At 38.4% G+C, this 15575-nt stretch carries 14 protein-coding genes and 2 tRNA genes; 5 read left to right on the top strand and 11 right to left on the bottom strand.

All coding sequences use genetic code 11. From position 1 onward, the window contains the following. Positions 1-16: 16 nt before the first annotated feature. The gene (locus AC3M61_RS02990; RefSeq protein ID WP_500779442.1) at positions 17-1018 is read right to left on the bottom strand and encodes an NAD-dependent epimerase/dehydratase family protein; all 1002 of its coding nucleotides are present in this window, start codon (positions 1016-1018) and stop codon (positions 17-19) included. Positions 1019-1020: 2 nt separating this feature from the next. Then, the gene (locus AC3M61_RS02985) at positions 1021-1503 is read right to left on the bottom strand and encodes a MarR family transcriptional regulator (protein ID WP_500779441.1); all 483 of its coding nucleotides are present in this window, start codon (positions 1501-1503) and stop codon (positions 1021-1023) included. Positions 1504-1810: 307 nt separating this feature from the next. Between AC3M61_RS02985 and AC3M61_RS02980 the strand changes: the two genes are divergently transcribed. Beyond that, positions 1811-3442 carry a phosphoenolpyruvate carboxykinase (ATP) gene (locus tag AC3M61_RS02980; RefSeq protein WP_500779440.1) on the top strand — a complete coding sequence of 544 codons (1632 nt, stop codon included), beginning with the start codon at positions 1811-1813 and terminating at the stop codon, positions 3440-3442. A 211-nt stretch (positions 3443-3653) separates the two neighbouring features. Beyond that, positions 3654-4292, top strand: coding sequence for a peroxiredoxin (locus tag AC3M61_RS02975; protein WP_500779439.1), 639 nt, complete (start codon positions 3654-3656; stop codon positions 4290-4292). A gap of 87 nt (positions 4293-4379) precedes the next feature. On the opposite strand, the gene AC3M61_RS02970 is transcribed toward AC3M61_RS02975, so the two are convergent. From AC3M61_RS02970 to AC3M61_RS02930, 9 genes are all read right to left on the bottom strand, one after another. After that, on the bottom strand, positions 4380-6857 hold the full coding sequence (locus AC3M61_RS02970; RefSeq protein ID WP_500779438.1) for a glycogen/starch/alpha-glucan phosphorylase: 2478 nt from the start codon (positions 6855-6857) through the stop codon (positions 4380-4382). 230 nt (positions 6858-7087) lie between these two features. Next, positions 7088-7597, bottom strand: a complete 510-nt coding sequence (locus AC3M61_RS02965) for a hypothetical protein (protein ID WP_500779437.1) — start codon at positions 7595-7597, stop codon at positions 7088-7090. A gap of 18 nt (positions 7598-7615) precedes the next feature. Next, positions 7616-8176 (bottom strand): metal-dependent hydrolase, encoded by a 561-nt coding sequence (locus AC3M61_RS02960; RefSeq protein WP_500779436.1) that lies wholly within the window; start codon positions 8174-8176, stop codon positions 7616-7618. A gap of 19 nt (positions 8177-8195) precedes the next feature. After that, complete coding sequence (locus tag AC3M61_RS02955; RefSeq protein ID WP_500779435.1) at positions 8196-9143, bottom strand: M48 family metallopeptidase; 948 nt, start codon at positions 9141-9143, stop codon at positions 8196-8198. A 16-nt stretch (positions 9144-9159) separates the two neighbouring features. Beyond that, a complete protein-coding gene (locus AC3M61_RS02950; RefSeq protein WP_500779434.1) occupies positions 9160-10110 on the bottom strand; it encodes a D-alanine--D-alanine ligase in 951 nt (316 codons plus the stop codon). A gap of 58 nt (positions 10111-10168) precedes the next feature. Next, entirely contained in the window at positions 10169-11170 is a 1002-nt protein-coding gene (locus tag AC3M61_RS02945; RefSeq protein ID WP_500779433.1) for a LacI family DNA-binding transcriptional regulator, read from the bottom strand. After that, on the bottom strand, positions 11137-12390 hold the full coding sequence (locus AC3M61_RS02940) for a competence/damage-inducible protein A (RefSeq protein WP_500779432.1): 1254 nt from the start codon (positions 12388-12390) through the stop codon (positions 11137-11139). Before AC3M61_RS02940 ends, AC3M61_RS02945 begins: the two co-directional genes overlap by 34 nt. Positions 12391-12507: 117 nt before the next feature. Next, positions 12508-12584, bottom strand: a tRNA-Arg gene (locus AC3M61_RS02935). A 68-nt stretch (positions 12585-12652) separates the two neighbouring features. Next, a tRNA-Ser gene (locus AC3M61_RS02930) sits at positions 12653-12742 on the bottom strand. 159 nt (positions 12743-12901) lie between these two features. Between AC3M61_RS02930 and AC3M61_RS02925 the strand changes: the two genes are divergently transcribed. From AC3M61_RS02925 to AC3M61_RS02915, 3 genes are read left to right on the top strand one after another with little or no spacing between them, the layout of a single operon-like run. Continuing rightward, positions 12902-13633, top strand: coding sequence for a hypothetical protein (locus AC3M61_RS02925; RefSeq protein ID WP_500779431.1), 732 nt, complete (start codon positions 12902-12904; stop codon positions 13631-13633). Between the two features lie 43 nt (positions 13634-13676). After that, entirely contained in the window at positions 13677-14801 is a 1125-nt protein-coding gene (locus tag AC3M61_RS02920; protein ID WP_500779430.1) for an ABC transporter permease, read from the top strand. 57 nt (positions 14802-14858) lie between these two features. Continuing rightward, the gene (locus AC3M61_RS02915) at positions 14859-15542 is read left to right on the top strand and encodes a hypothetical protein (protein ID WP_500779429.1); all 684 of its coding nucleotides are present in this window, start codon (positions 14859-14861) and stop codon (positions 15540-15542) included. The last annotated feature ends 33 nt before the right edge of the window (positions 15543-15575 follow it).

Here is a 15575-nt window from a genome sequence, read left to right as displayed (position 1 = left end):
CCACCTCCTGTTTAACTCAAACTATATTATAACACACATCCTTTAGATTGTTCAATTCGTTTAACCAATTGAAAAAATCATGTATTGAATCTTCAACTTTTCTGGGGGTGTAACTTATTGTGGATGAGATTTTCTCCTTTGAAAATGTGTAATTCAAACGCAATGTATGGAGTGCATAAGGAACGAATTCTGTTGGTATTGAAAAGAGAACATTAGCAATCAATGAAATTACACTGAGTATATCTCCAGAAGTATCATCCAATATCTTGAATGAATTGAGACCACATAGTTGCGGGAGTTTTGCAAAATCAATGTCGTTACCGGAGACTATGAAGCGCTGTCTTGAAATTTTGTTATAGTTATTTGATTTGAGCATACTGTAGAGCTTAAAAATGGCATCGGCAACGTCTCGCACGTCGACAAAGTTAAATTTACCATTTACTGTATAACGCAATTTGACAGTTTTGTATTTTAGCAGTACTCTTGAAAAATATGATAGTTTGTAATCGTAGGGTCCAAATATGCCTGTTGGAAAGATGATAAAACCATCAAGACCTTCGGAAAATGCATTTTCAACTTCTTTGGTGGCTACAGCCTTTGATTTTGCGTAATCCCCAACAACACGGGTTTCATCGACTGGTGTGTCTTCGGTTATCAAACTCCCCTTTTCAACTTCGGCAAATGCGTGAACACTACTTACGTAAATCAACGGTATTTTCTTTTTCTTCGCAAGGTTTATAACATTTTTCGTTCCTCCAACGTTTACAGAATATACCAGTTTCTTTTTCGATGGGGTTATCGCTATAACTGAAGCGAGATGGAATATTGCATCAACATTTTCAAGTGCATGTGAAAAATCTGAGCGCACGTCTGAATAGAAAACCTCTACTGGAACAAGTTGGAGCGGAAATAGATTATCACCCGGCTGAATCAAAACCCTAACTTTTTCACCTTTTTGAACCAATTTCTTTACCAACACATTTCCTAAATGACCCGTTGCGCCCGTGATTAAGACCATATTTAATCACCTCTATCAAGCCTTTTGTACTCATTAAGCACTCTTGAGAATTTCACCATAACCTCAAAGCCGACTTGGAGGTTGGAAAGTTCTTCTTTCGAAAGAGAGGATAGAATTTTGTTGAAGATATCTTCGAACGCTTTCAATAACTTTTTGTAAAGGCTTTTTCCTTCGTCGGATAGAACAATGTAAAAATGCCTTCTGTCTTCTTCGGATTGAATAGTTTTAATCAACCCTTTCTTTATGAGTGATTTTGTGGCAATGCTAACTGCGGCCTTTGAAATATTCAGTTGCTTTGCTAATGTTCCATTGGAGACGTTATCAAACGTTGCAGAGAATAAAAACACATAAAGCTCTGTTGTGCTCATACCTTCTAACTCAGGTATCTCGGGTATAAGACTTACCATCCCAGTTACGATTTCAACGATATTTCTCAAAATGTTTTCTGTATTGAAAGAGTCATCTTCAAAATATTTACCCTCCACTATACCTCACCTCCCTGATTACCCTGTAATCTGTCATCCATATATTTAGACCATTTATTTTTTAAATCGTTTAATTTTTTAATTATTTTTCCGAAATGCATGCGCTACTATCGTTGGTTAGTCTATTCTCAGAATGAAAATATGTGATAGCTCTGTTTAAATTGCAAAAGTTTTGGTATGCTCGTTTTATCTTTCGAATCTTTGAGTATGCAATGTTTATAGTTTCACAAAAAGAGTACTAAAATTGATATGCTCCGTAGAAACTTAATTTTAAGACATTTCGCATTTCAGAGGGGAGGGCTTCTTGATGTCTACCAAGGGAAGGTGGCAGTGGTCGGAGGTAAATAAGACAAATTTTTCTAAGATTAGGTCAACGATTGAAGCCGCGTTTTACGGTAACAACGTGGAGCTTCTAACATCGCGCCGAGAAGCGTACAAAAAGGCTACGAAATCGCCAGGGACCATAGTCACCGATTTACCCGTTTACAAGCCGGAATTGTTGAACTTAGATGAAGGAACACGTATTCTTTTATTCAACGATGGTGCAACCGTAGGTAGGTTTGCTGGTGCGAGGAAGATTATAGGAATGCCGGGGGTTAACGAGGATGCACTTGCTGAAGTGCTTAGAGAAGCAGTTTATGGAACACGCTACAGAAAGATGTATCATGTGATTAGTTACACAGGATTACATGAAGACTTTATGGTAAAAAACCACATACTTATCCCCGAAGGTTTTGAGAATACGGTGTATAACTGGCTTTTGAATTTCCAAGACCTAACACCAGAGTATGCTGCTATGTATGAAAGGTCCAAATTTTTGAATGAGCCGGATATTTACATTTTTACAGACCCTGATTGGTCCCACCCTGATTTTCCTGGTGGGCTTGCACTCTTTGACCCAAAGAACAATTGCGCTGCGCTCTTAGGTCTAAGATATTTTGGCGAGTTTAAAAAAGGTACGCTTACACTTGGATGGTCCGTTGGAAATAGGCAAGGTTACGTTGCTTGCCATGGTGGTTTGAAGAAATATGAATTCGATGGAAAAAAATACGTTGCAGCGTTCTTTGGGTTGTCGGGTTCTGGAAAATCCACATTGACACATGCCAAACACAATGGAAAATACAAAATCACGATTGTTCACGACGATGCATTGGTGATAAATCTTGAAGACCTGTCCTCCATAGCATTGGAACCGTCATACTTCGATAAAACTTCTGATTATCCGTTAACAAGCGACGATAACAAATATTTACTGACAATCCAAAATTGTGGTGCAACAGTTGACGAACAAGGAAGAGTTGTGCCAGTTATGGAAGACATCCGAAACGGCAATGGAAGGGCAATAAAATCAAAGCTTTGGTCGCCAAACAGGGTTGACAAGATAGAAGAACCTGTTAACGCCATTTTCTGGATAATGAAAGACCCAGTGCTCCCACCAATCGTAAAGATAGAAGACCCCGTTCTTGCTTCAACAATGGGAGCAACTCTTGCAACCAAACGAACATCTGCTGAAAAACTACTTCCAGGTGTCGACCCTGAAGCGCTTGTTTTTGAACCTTATGCCAACCCGTTTAGGACCTATCCACTCTCGGAAGATTATGAAAAGTTCAAGGTGCTATTTGAAAAAGGTGTAGAATGCTACATCATCAATACAGGATTTTATTTGAATAAGAAAGTTCCGAAGGAGCTGACCTTGGAAATTTTGGAACTCATAGTTGAGCGAAAAGCTAACTTTGTTGATTGGTTCGGTGGCCTGAAAATATTAGAAATACCAGGCTTTGAGGTAAGAACTTCCGATTACGAATACAGAGAATTACTAAAAATTTCGTTCGAAAAGAGATTGGAATTTTTGAAGAACAAAGATGTTGAAAACCAGGGCTACGACAAGCTCCCAGAAGAGTGCAAGGTTTCTATCCAAAACTTGATTGCTTACCTATAAAATATCAAGGTTATCAAGTAACAAAGGATAGGTAAAGCAACAAGACATTTACTTTCTTGTAACTTTAACGAAATTGAAAAAGAGTTAGACATAGTATAAAATGATAATCGATATAAATAAATATGAAGGAATGGACTTCCCGGATATTGAGAAAGTGAAGAAAGTGTAGAAGTGAAAGAACATTAAAAAAGTTGGACAAGGAGGTGTTTTTATGGGTTTTCCACTCATAGGTGATAAGGTTCCAGAATTTACGGCAAAAACGACGCATGGTGTAATAAACTTCCCGAAAGATTATGAGGGCAGGTGGGTTGTGCTTTTCAGCCATCCAGCGGACTTTACACCAGTTTGTACAACGGAATTTGTAGCATTCCAGAAAAGGTACGAAGAGTTCAAAAAACTCAACACGGAGCTTATAGGATTGAGCATTGACCAAGTCTTCTCACACATTAAGTGGGTACAGTGGATAAAGGAAAAACTTGGTATTGAAATCCAGTTCCCGATAATTGCAGATGACAGGGGTCAGATTTCTGAACTCTTCGGTATGATTCATCCTGGAAAAGGCACTAACACAGTTAGAGCAGTCTTCATAATCGACCCAAAGGGTATTCTGAGGGCTATGCTTTACTACCCACAGGAACTTGGAAGAAATATGGACGAGATTTTGAGAATGGTTAAAGGATTGCAGGTGAACGATGAACATGGTGTTGCGCTTCCAGCGAATTGGCCAAATAACGAATTGATAGGTGACGAGGTTATTATCCCACCCGCAACTGATTGTCAAACAGCCGCGAAAAGACCTCAAGAATACGACTGTTACGACTGGTGGTTCTGCCACAAGAAACTTAAGTAATTAATTCAATACAAAGTTATAAAACAAAGTTTAAGCGGGGAGTTGAACTCCCCGCTTTTTACCTATCATGGATTTTTATCCAACAGCTCACACCTTTTTGGTTTTCCAGATATCTTTTACGTATTCTTCGATAGTTCTATCACTGGAGAATTTCCCACTTCTTGCGATGTTAAGTAGCGATTTTTTATTCCATTCTATCTTGTTTAAGAACAATTCTTCGACCTTTTTTTGTGTTTGTTCGTATGCTTCAAAGTCTGCTAACACAAAGTATTGGTCTGGCATAGGTGCAAACTTACCGTAAAGCAGGTTTTCGTATATATCTACAAAAAGTTCTGGATTATCCTTGTTGAAGTAACCGTTTCTGATCATGTCAAGAACTCTTCGTATTTTTTCGTTTTCCAAATAGATACCGAATGGGTTGTAGATACCCTTTTTTCTCGCTTCTTCTATTTCCTCTGCTTTCAAACCAAAAATGAATATATTTTCTTCCCCAACCTCTTCAAGCATTTCTACGTTAGCACCATCAAGTGTTCCTACTGTCAATGCTCCGTTTATCATGAATTTCATATTTCCGGTTCCTGATGCCTCAAAGCCAGCTGTCGATATCTGCTCGCTCACGTTAGCCGCTGGGATTATTATTTGTGCGGCAGAGACATTGTAATTTGGTATGAATACTACTTTTAGTTGTTTGCTAACAATAGGGTCGTTGTTCACAACGTCTGCAACGCTGTTGATGAGTTTGATTATCAACTTCGCCATTCTGTATCCAGGTGCAGCTTTACCTGCAAAGATAAACGTTCTTGGAACTTTCAGGTGTTTTCCTTCCTTGATTTCGTTGTAAAGATGTATTATGTGTAGTATGTTCAAAAGTTGTCTTTTGTATTCGTGAATCCTTTTTACCTGAATATCGAAAAGCGAAGACGGGTCTAATTTAACATTGATTTTGTCTTGTACGTATTTGGCAAGTCTTTCTTTATTCCACATCTTTGCTTGGTCAAGTTTTTCCAAAAACTCAGAATCATCAAGGAACGCTTCAAGCTTTCTTAGTTCATACAAATCCACAATCCATTTATCACCTATTGATTCAGTTATGAGTTTTGCTAGTGGTGGGTTACATTCTAGTAACCATCTTCTTTGCGTCACACCGTTTGTCTTGTTGTTGAATTTTTCTGGATACATTTCGTAAAAATCTTTTAGCACGGTTCTTTTAAGTATTTCGGTATGCAATTCTGAAACGCCATTTATGGAGAACGAGGCAATTGAACAAAGGTTTGCCATTCTCACTTTCTTTATGTTCCCCTCTTCGAAAACAGACATGTTGATTATTTTCTGCAAATCTCCATTGAATTTTTCGCTGACATCTTTCAAAAACCTTGCGTTGATTTCCTCAATAATCTGATAATGCCTTGGCAACATATTCTGGAGTAGCGGAGCTTCCCACTTTTCCAGAGCTTCAGGCATAACGGTGTGGTTTGTGTATGCTATTGTATTCTTGACTATTTCCCAAGCCTCTTCCCAACCGTATCCTTCTTCATCCAGGAGTATACGCATCAATTCTGGAATAGCTAATGTCGGGTGCGTGTCGTTAAGTTGGATAACCTCTGACTGCGCAAGGTCACTCAAATCGTTTCCAAATCTTCGTTTGTGCCTTCTGATGATATCTTGTATTGCTGCACTTACAAAGAAATACTCTTGTTTTAATCTCAGTTCCCTACCTTGGAAGAATGCATCGTTTGGATACAATACCTTCGATAATGTCTCAGCAAGGTTTTTCTCATACACGGCTTTTTCGTAATTACCCTTTTCAAATTCTGCGAAATTAAATTCATTTATTGCTCTTGGTTGCCACAGTCTGAGCACAGAAACAATATCGCTGTTGTAGCCTGTTATGTATATATCGTAAGGGACAGCTAACACATTGTATGTGTCAACCCACCTGAATTTCAGGCGCCCCTTATCATCTATGTAACCCTCGCTTTTTCCAAAGAATCTTACAGTCACTGCCTCTTCTGGTTTTGGAAATTCCCAAGGATAGCCGTTCTTTTGCCAGTCATCTGGTAATTCTTTTTGGAATCCGTTTTCGATTTCTTGTTTGAATAATCCATACTGATACCTTATTGTGTAACCATAAGAAAGATAACCAAGTGTTGCTAACGAATCGAGAAAACAAGCTGCAAGTCTACCAAGTCCTCCGTTACCAAGAGCTGCGTCTTCTTCGAGCAGTGCAATTTCGTCGAGCGAAAGACCATATGAAGCAAGCAATTCTTTTACTTCATCTTCGAGTTGCAAGTTGAGTATGTTGTTGTATAAAAGCCTTCCAATGAGGAACTCCATCGAAAGGTAATTTAGAATTCGTAGGTCTTTTCTCTTCAGTATTACTTCCTCAGTATTCAACCACTTTTCTGCTACTAAATCCCTAATGGAATAGGATAAGGCTAAGAATTTTTGAAAAAGTGTGGAATGTTCTTTGTGCTCTGCAAGTGTATGATTTAGATGGTATTCAAACTGTTTGGGAATTTCTACCAACTTGCCATTTATATGTTTTGACTTTGCTGTTCTTAGCACCGTTTTGCACCCCTCTTCACTAGCATTTTTCATTTTTAAAGCTTTCCTTATAGCTTTTTTGAATCGGTTCCAATTCAAGTTCTAAAAAAAGCAAAATACCAGGATAAAGTTTACACCAAAAACTTGAAAAAGTCAAATTATGGTCATAACTAGCCAAATAATTGATGATATTTCACCTTACGTCGATAATCTCCTTTAATCTTATAAAATGCCAGATTTTTGAAATACGATTACATGAAGTAATCTGTCAATTCAGGATGGATTTCCAGCTCATAGTCTTCGGGAATAAACTCACTGTCAAAGTAAACTTCGAATAACCTTTTCAGTGCTGCTTCGACAAGTTGGTTGAGTGTGTAATCTTTTGTGAGTTCGCTGTTCACAATAGCATATACTTTGTACTGGTCCATAACGACGGCAACGATTGGTTTGGTTTCGTCAATTTCGATTATCTCCGTATCCACTACATGGAAGATTTTATCAATTACAATTGCAGACTGGTCATCTTTTTCCATAAGCCATTCGATGGGGTTATCTGAGGCAAGGAATCCTGTTAACTTTATTGTGGGAATCGCTTCGATGGGAGCGTAGAACTCGATACGGAAATTACCGTAATACTTACTATTGACAGGTTTTAGCTCGATTTTTGTCTGGGATTTAGAAAGTTGATTCATTACTTTAGCAAGATTGTTCTTCTCATCTTTGTGCACGTAAGTAACATTCACACCATCTAAGAACTTCATTTTTTCTCCTCCTTTGGATTAATACAGTTTAAAAATTTTCAATGGATTTTTGATGTAATCAGCCATCATGTGGACCATAACACCAGAAAATGCACTAATTCCGAAGAATACGGCCGAATTGCTCTTTGGAGATGCAAATAAGTAAACCAAAAGACCATAAATTGCGGCGAATGTAATTGAATGTGCAAATCCTCTATGGGAAAATATCGGGAGCGAGAGAAATAGATTGATGAGGCTGATACCTATTATCATAGATATCGCAACCGAGAGTGCTAATATGCCTTCTTTTGTAATTACACTCAACTGTTGGATGGTGAGCAACTTTTGGTATATAAAAGTTGTGAAGACGTATATGCTAAAGGCAAGTGAAATAGCCTTTGTAAAGTTCCTTAGGGGGGCATTAGAACTGTCCAAATCTGGCAAGTCGCTTCCAAGAATAAACACAGCGTAGCTGATGGAAATTTCTATAGGGGTTGGGGAAAAGCTTTTGTTCAGGAGTTTTGAGACAAAACCATATATGAATAAAAAAACAGGATACGAAATCATACCTATCCTTAAATGTGTCGTAAGGTTTGGCATCGTTTGAACCTCTCTTTCATTACATCAGTGTATTTTCTAAATGTTTTATTCTTTCTTCGATAGAAGGGTATGTTCCCGATATGAAGTTTATTTTACCTTGTGCATCTGTACAATTTGGGTCTACGAAGAAGTGGTATCTTATGAATGAAAATTCCGTATCGAATTTATAGCAATTTTCCATTGCCTTTGAAAGTAATTTAATCATAACCTCTTTTCCAAGAATTTCTGCTGCGAAAAGGTCAGCATCGAATTCTTTACTCACACTTACAAAGACGTTTGAAAGGAAACTCAAAGGAATAAATAGAGTCGAGACAACCATTATCGTAGAGTGAAGGACTACACCGTTTGCAATCTTTCGCCTGTTTATTTTACCTTCATTCCAAGCTTTTCGGAGTTTTGCTATCTTTTCGCGTGAAAGCTTATAAATTAGCATTGGGCTTCCAAACGTTCCACTTACAGTGGTCAAATAATCTGTATCTTTGTGGATTATATGATAGAGTTCGTGAAGCAATAAAGCTTTCAGCTCTTCGGTTTGCAGTTTTTTTAACGCTCCACTTGTAATGCAAATTGTATGTGTATGCTCTCCACGTCCAACGGCGAGTGTGTTAATAGATGGGGAGTTTATAGGCATCAGTTCTATGTCAGATTGGATGTTCAAAGAAGATTTTAGTTCGTTAAGCAAATCCTTAGCTACTTTTACTTCTACATCTATTGTTCTGTCGGAACTTTTGAGACTCATGAGCCTGATAATTATTTTCTCAACAACAGACAAACCAAAAAGGACCTGCAACAAGGAGAATAACCCGAAAACGATTGTAAATACAACTACAGTTTTTAAAAGGGTATCTAATATGAGACCGAGTAAAATGCTGAGTGTAATGAATATCACTATAACAATATACATGGAGATTGTATTTGATAGCTTTCGGTCTAGTTTTGTTTTTTTTATCTCAGCTAATTTAGTCATTTTTTCATCCTTTCTACTATCTTTTAGTCAGCCATTGTTCAAAAGGTGGGTTTCTGTAAGCTTCAATAGCTATCGTATTTACTAATTCTTCAAAACTGAGGCCGTAGGCTTTGGCAGACATAGGTAAGTCACTCAGTTCAGTCATTCCAGGCAAAGTATTCACCTCAAGGAAGTAGAAAGTTCCGTTACTCACAATTCCATCAACTCGCGCGAAGTGTTTACAGCCGAGTTTGTTGTATATGTTCAATGCAATATCTTCAACCTCTTTTGTCATTTCCTCTCCAATTTGGGCTGGAATTATGAATTCCGTCATACCATCTGTGTATTTGGCCTCATAATCGTAGAAAAGCTTTTTTGGGCGAAGTTCCAGAATGGGCAGAACCGTGGGTTTCCCTTCGATATCGATTATCGATACAGTTATTTCCGTGCCCTTTATGTATTCTTGAACAATCATTTCATTATAATTATTGAATTCCAAAGTTAAAGCTTCTACCAGCTCTTTTTCCGAAAAGCAAATATGCGTTCCTATACTTGAACCTTCTTTTCTCGGCTTTATTACACAAGGTATTCCTACTACTTCTTTCACTCTTTGGATACCGTTTTGGATGAACTCCTGTTTTGACAAAAGGATAAATTTTGGAACAGAGACGATATCCTGGACGTAGAGATTGCAGATGTATTTATCGAATGCGATAATGCTTGTCTCCATACCTGAACCTGCGTAAGGTACTCCGATTGAATCGAGAATTGCTTGCAAATGCCCATCCTCTCCGAAAGTGCCATGCAATATATTGAAAATGACATCGTATTCTCTAAGTTGCCTCAAATTATCCATTTGCGATAAAGTGAAGTCTATTTCATCTACTTTGTGTCCAAAGGTTTTGAGTGCTTGAGCTATTCTTTTTCCACTTCTTATTGAGATTTCCCTTTCTCTTGATATTCCGCCAAGCAGAACAGCTATTTTCAATTATCATCAACCTCCAGATATTTTGGTGTAGCTGTGCACCATCTAATATTATCGTCGACTATGTACTTCTGATTACTAGTTCGGGTTTCAATATGTATTTTTTCGGCTTTTCTTTAAGTTTTCCGGAAATTCGTTTTATCAACATTTCCGCTGCCAAACGCCCCATTTCTGCGATAGGTTGTCTCACAGTTGTAATTTCCAGAACTTGGGCAATCGGGAGGTCATCAAAACCACATACTCGGACATCTTCTCCAACTTTCAGCCCCATAGTTCTTGCGACTTCTATTATTGGAACAGCTAAGTAATCTGTTGTTGTGAATATGGCACATCGCTTAAATCTGTAGAATATGCGTCGTGCAACTTCAAACGTGCTTTCCCAGTCCAAAGGCACGTAGTAAACTTTATCAATACTTCTACCTTTTTTTTCAAGCGATTCCTGAAATCCTTCGAGACGTTCATCGAAAACTGTACTTTCAAGTTCGTGGGTCTTTCTGTGGGTTACTACGAATATATCCATATCGAAATCTGCAAAGTAGTCTCCAGCAATAACTCCACCGTAGTAATTGTCGACCATTATTGAATCATATTCGTCTGAATCTTGCTCAATACACACAACAGGGGTTTGGGGCTTTATGATATTACTTAACACCCTGTCAGCATTTACAGCATCTACTATAAGCCCATCTGTGGAAAGAAGTATGTCGGAAGACCTCTTTAGAGCCTCGTACTTTTTCTCGTTGTAAAGAGGATACAAAAGTGAGGAATAGCCATATTTGAATAAGACTTCGTCAATAGCTGACATCAATATTTGATAAAAATCACCCTTCATTTCTGGGGTTATCACGGTTATAAGCTGGCTTGAGCCTGTTGACAATCTCCTAGCATGTGGATTTGGAAAATACCCAAGGATTTTTATCGCTTCCAACACCCTTTGCCTTGTGTTTTGATCAACATGGGGGCTGTTGTTGAGAACTCTTGAGACAGTCCCAACCCCAACTTTTGCATACTCCGCAACATCTTTTATGGTTACTCTTTGGAAACTTCTCTTTGTCTTAGCCATTCCAATATCCCTCTCCTCGCGATATCAAATGCAAGAAGCGTGCTTCTCTTTCTTATCATTTCCCTGTTTCCTCTCAAATGATGTGTGAAAGTGTGGGTAAATGAATTGGATGAAAAGGCAAAACAAACAGTTCCAACAGGCTTTATTTCAGTTCCACCGGTTGGACCTGCTATGCCAGAAACAGCGATTGAGAAATCACTGTTAAGAAGGATTCTGACATTCTCAGCCATCGATTTTACGCATTCTTCACTCACAGCTCCATATGTGTTGATTATAGATTCTGGGACCTTTAATAGGGTGGTCTTAACTTCGTTTGAATAGGCTACGATAGAACCTTTGTAAACTTTTGAAACCCCGGGGATATCAACAAATTTAGAAGAAATCATACCACCGGTGCAAGATTCAGCAAAAGAAATAGTCAGGTTATTCTCACTCAAAAGTTTGTAAACCACATCTTCAATACTATCGTCATCGGTTGCATATACGTATTCGCCTAAGGCATTTAGAAGTTCAGAAGCCACTCTGTCTATCTCTTCTTTCAAGTCTATACTTCCAGTGAGTCTAACCTCGACACCTCTTTCATACGAGGCCATCGTGGCAACCGTAATATTTGGGTTTGAATAGATGATGTCTTTGTATTCATCCATTAACACAGCTTCTGGAATTCCTAACGTCTTTATTCTTCTTGTGTAAAGCGCATCATCACTTTTTATTGTTTGAGTAATGCTTTCGAAAATAGGTATCATTTCAGCGGGTGGACCTGGTAAAATGAGAACGATTTTTCCATTTACTTTTAACATTTGACCCGGCGCGGTTCCAACGGGGTTGTTTAACACGGTCGCCCCTTCAATAACCATGGCTTGTTTTCTCACACTTTCTGGAGCTTTGCCGTAATATTTCAAAGCCCTCTCCACCAATTCTTGCGCAATTTTTTCGTCTGTAACAAGCTTGCGCCCAAGAGCCTGAGCCATTGCTTCTCTTGTTAAATCATCTTCAGTAGGTCCTAATCCGCCAGTGGTAATAAGCAAGTCTGCTTCGAGTAGACCTGCTTTGAACCTTCCAACGAGTATCTCGAGTTTATCAGGTAGAGTTTCTATGCGGACGACATAATATCCCAAGGCTTTTAGTTTTTCACTCAGGTATTTCGAATTCGTATCTACGATAAGTCCCTCGACGAGTTCGTTGCCTATTGAGAATATTATTGCATTCCTCAGATACATCCCCCGCTTCGATTGGTGAGTGATTTAAAATTAAACAAAAAGAGCCATTAAGAATTATACCATAAAAAAAGAAAAGCTACACCTTAAGTGTAGCTTTTTGACTTATCAAATTCTATTTGGCGTGCCCGGCGGGACTTGAACCCACAACCTCCAGATCCGCAGTCTGACGCTCTATCCAGTTGAGCTACGGGCACGTCTTTTCTCTAACCATTCAAAAATGGGTGATGAGACATTTGAAACTCATCACCCAAACTTTCACTGTTGGCGGAGAGAGAGGGATTCGAACCCTCGGTGGAGAAACCTCCACACTTGCTTAGCAGGCAAGCGCCTTCGACCACTCGGCCATCTCTCCGCATAATCGTAACTGATTAGTAGCATCTTTGCGTTAAGATTGTACCACATACTAAAAAAATTTCAAGGGGGAAAGTGCCAAAGAAGAAGTTGTGGTATAATTAAAATCAAGGGCTGATATTTTTTAAGATTATTTATCAAGTGTAGGAGGGGAAAAACTATGGGGTTTCGAAAACACATTGCTTTGCCTGAACTTTCTTTTGTCTCTTTCACTAAGTTGATTGTTCTTTTAATATTATCGCTCTTTGTCTATGTTTACGCATATACGAATTCGTTTGCTGATTGGTATGGTTTGTCGTACATCAAGCCTTCTTTAGTAGCGCAAAAGTTTATAGATAATTCTGCTCATGAACTGACACCTTTTGACAACTTGGTTGTCTATTATTCATTCGAATCAAATGCAAATCCCAGGAAACCGTTGATAATTTCTAGTGGGTTTACTCTGAAGAGTACAGTTCTTAACCATTTACCGATATCTCCGATAAGATACAGTGTTGTTGGAGCAAGTTATGACATTTCTGCAAAGCTGATAGAAACGTTAATTGGTAATATGAAAAAAGGCATCATTTTGGGTTTTTCAGGAAAGCTTGGAGTTGATTATGAAACGGTAAGTCTGCTCGTAGGGAACTCCCGAGATTTTGATGATTTTACAACGAGTGATTTAAAACACTATAATACCGCATCAATTGTAAACTTAATTGGTTCAATAGAACTTTTCGTTCAACTACCAATGGATTTTAAACACTTTCCGGATATGTTAGTGCATGTTGGATACAACATAGGTGCAAGTCTTTTTGGACCATTTACACCGAACTTTGAATATATCGAAGGAGAGTATGAAAGAGCATTTAGCAACCTCTCTTTCGGATTGGCTTTACGTTACAAGTTCTAACTTCTTGATTTGTTGACTAGATATTGGTCAAGGGTGAGTGTAAATGCGCCTGATTACATTGGAATTTAAAAGAGTTATCTCACGTCCTGTTACGTATATAGTATTATTAGGCTTGCCGATACTTTTTATCTTACTCGGCGGCGTATTTTTTAATTCATTTGGTGCAGATAGTTTGAAAATAGGGGTTTATAGCGAAGACAAATCGCCACTCTCCAAGTTCACTGTTGGAGTTGTCATGTCTTTGTTCCATGGAGGGACAATTCAATACGTCGGTCCAGATTATGTTGAAAAACTTAAGAACGGGGAGCTTAATGCAGTTGTTATAATCCCAAGTGATTTTACTACATCTTTGTTTTCGGCAAGGCAGACGGAAATTAGGTATGTTCCAAGTCCTGTTGATACACAACTTTCAGCAGCAGCTTACCTTGTTTTTAAAAAACTCTTCGAAGATTTAAGTGGAGGTCCATTTTTCAATCCAAAAGTACTCCAACAGATGTATACTTCATCGAGTGTGCCTGCTCCAAAACTTGTTACGGACAAAGAAGTGAATTTTAGTCAAGTATTCGCACCAAGTTTGATTCTTTTGATAACTATGTTTGCTGCAATGTTGATAGGCGCAGGAAGTGTGGCTAGTGACAAAGAACGTGGTCTATTTTTGTATTATTCCATTGGAAAGATAAAGTCTCACCATTATTACCTTGCTAAGTTCACGACTACTTTTCTTATATCTTTCGTTGCGGGCTTGGTTTCTTACTTTATCTTTCTGATAAATGGGGTTTCCATGAGTATTCTAGTTGTCTTAATCATTATTTTATCAAATGCTCTGTTTCATACAGCCTTAGGAATAGCGATATCGGCATTTTCTCAAAACACCATGTCATCAAATCTTATCGCCGCAATTTTGGGCGTTCTGTTACTTTTCTCCAGCGGTTCGTTAATGCCTGTATCATCTTTACCAGAAATAGGAAAGAAGATTTTGAATGTTATTCCCATATATAAATCAGTCTACTTACTTCGCATAGCACAGCTTTTCTCAACAGAAAGCGATTTCAAGGTTATAATATTTAAAAATCTTCTTTTTTCCATCGTAGGTGCGTCTATTTTTGTTGCATTATCAATCGTGTGCATTAAAAAAGAGTTTTCACCAAAAAGAGAGTTGACAATTTGAGAAAAGAGAAAGATGATAAGCATAAAAAATGGAAAATGAAAAGACGGAGGGATAAGTTTGGGAGAGATGGTAAAGCTTATTTTTGTGCTGTTGTTGGTAATTTTGGTCGTTATCATTTCAGTAAATTCTAAAAGGCAAATTTCATTGGGTTGGCAGACCTCTCAACACGTTAGCGAAAGTCTCGATACTTTGGTTCCAAATGTTGCACAAAGCGTGCAATCTGAAAGTTCGGAAAAAGTTCCACAATCCTCAGTAGCCTCAGAAACTTACGCTCAATCCACAAGTTCTCAAGTTAGCACGCAAGATACAGCCGGACCCGCCGGATATACCGGGGACACAGAACACTCAACAACCAGTGCTGAAACTTTGAAGACCGGTGATACAACGGACACACTGTTGATACCGCTTGTAACTACCGCAACGGAAGCTACCAACATGACAGCTCTGGACATATATAATGAATTGAAAGAAGTTGAACAGGCTGCTAGGAAATATATAAGTGGAGGTTTTAAGATATCAACTCTCAATTCGCAGTCGATTTATTCCAAAGGCTACATGGGTGAGTATTTGGCAGAAAGATACGAGGTGGGTTACAAGCTTTCCGGAGAAGGGTACACCATATTCATTAAACCAAAGTACGAAATTCCTGTTAACGTTTTGGAAGAACTTGCTGGGAAACCTAATATTCGGTTGGATGGACAAAGTGTAGTGTATGAGTTTTGGATAAGAGCGTACAGATAATGGTGGATGATAATTCACGATAAAAGTGAGAGG

It is taken from the genome of Fervidobacterium sp. (genome assembly GCF_059913585.1).
Note: the sequence above shows the minus strand (reverse complement) of the source record. Positions and strands in the feature narration are given on the sequence as shown.

Bases quoted from the DNA above. Each gene is read 5' to 3' on its own strand.
- AC3M61_RS02955 (WP_500779435.1), bottom strand. From the start codon at position 9,143: ATGACTAAATTAGCTGAGATAAAAAAAACAAAACTAGACCGAAAGCTA.
- AC3M61_RS02965 (WP_500779437.1), bottom strand. From the start codon at position 7,597: ATGAAGTTCTTAGATGGTGTGAATGTTACTTACGTGCACAAAGATGAG.
- AC3M61_RS02945 (WP_500779433.1), bottom strand. From the start codon at position 11,170: ATGGCTAAGACAAAGAGAAGTTTCCAAAGAGTAACCATAAAAGATGTT.
- AC3M61_RS02990 (WP_500779442.1), bottom strand. From the start codon at position 1,018: ATGGTCTTAATCACGGGCGCAACGGGTCATTTAGGAAATGTGTTGGTA.
- AC3M61_RS02940 (WP_500779432.1), bottom strand. From the start codon at position 12,390: ATGTATCTGAGGAATGCAATAATATTCTCAATAGGCAACGAACTCGTC.
- AC3M61_RS02975 (WP_500779439.1), top strand. From the start codon at position 3,654: ATGGGTTTTCCACTCATAGGTGATAAGGTTCCAGAATTTACGGCAAAA.
- AC3M61_RS02920 (WP_500779430.1), top strand. From the start codon at position 13,677: ATGCGCCTGATTACATTGGAATTTAAAAGAGTTATCTCACGTCCTGTT.
- AC3M61_RS02960 (WP_500779436.1), bottom strand. From the start codon at position 8,176: ATGCCAAACCTTACGACACATTTAAGGATAGGTATGATTTCGTATCCT.
- AC3M61_RS02925 (WP_500779431.1), top strand. From the start codon at position 12,902: ATGGGGTTTCGAAAACACATTGCTTTGCCTGAACTTTCTTTTGTCTCT.
- AC3M61_RS02980 (WP_500779440.1), top strand. From the start codon at position 1,811: ATGTCTACCAAGGGAAGGTGGCAGTGGTCGGAGGTAAATAAGACAAAT.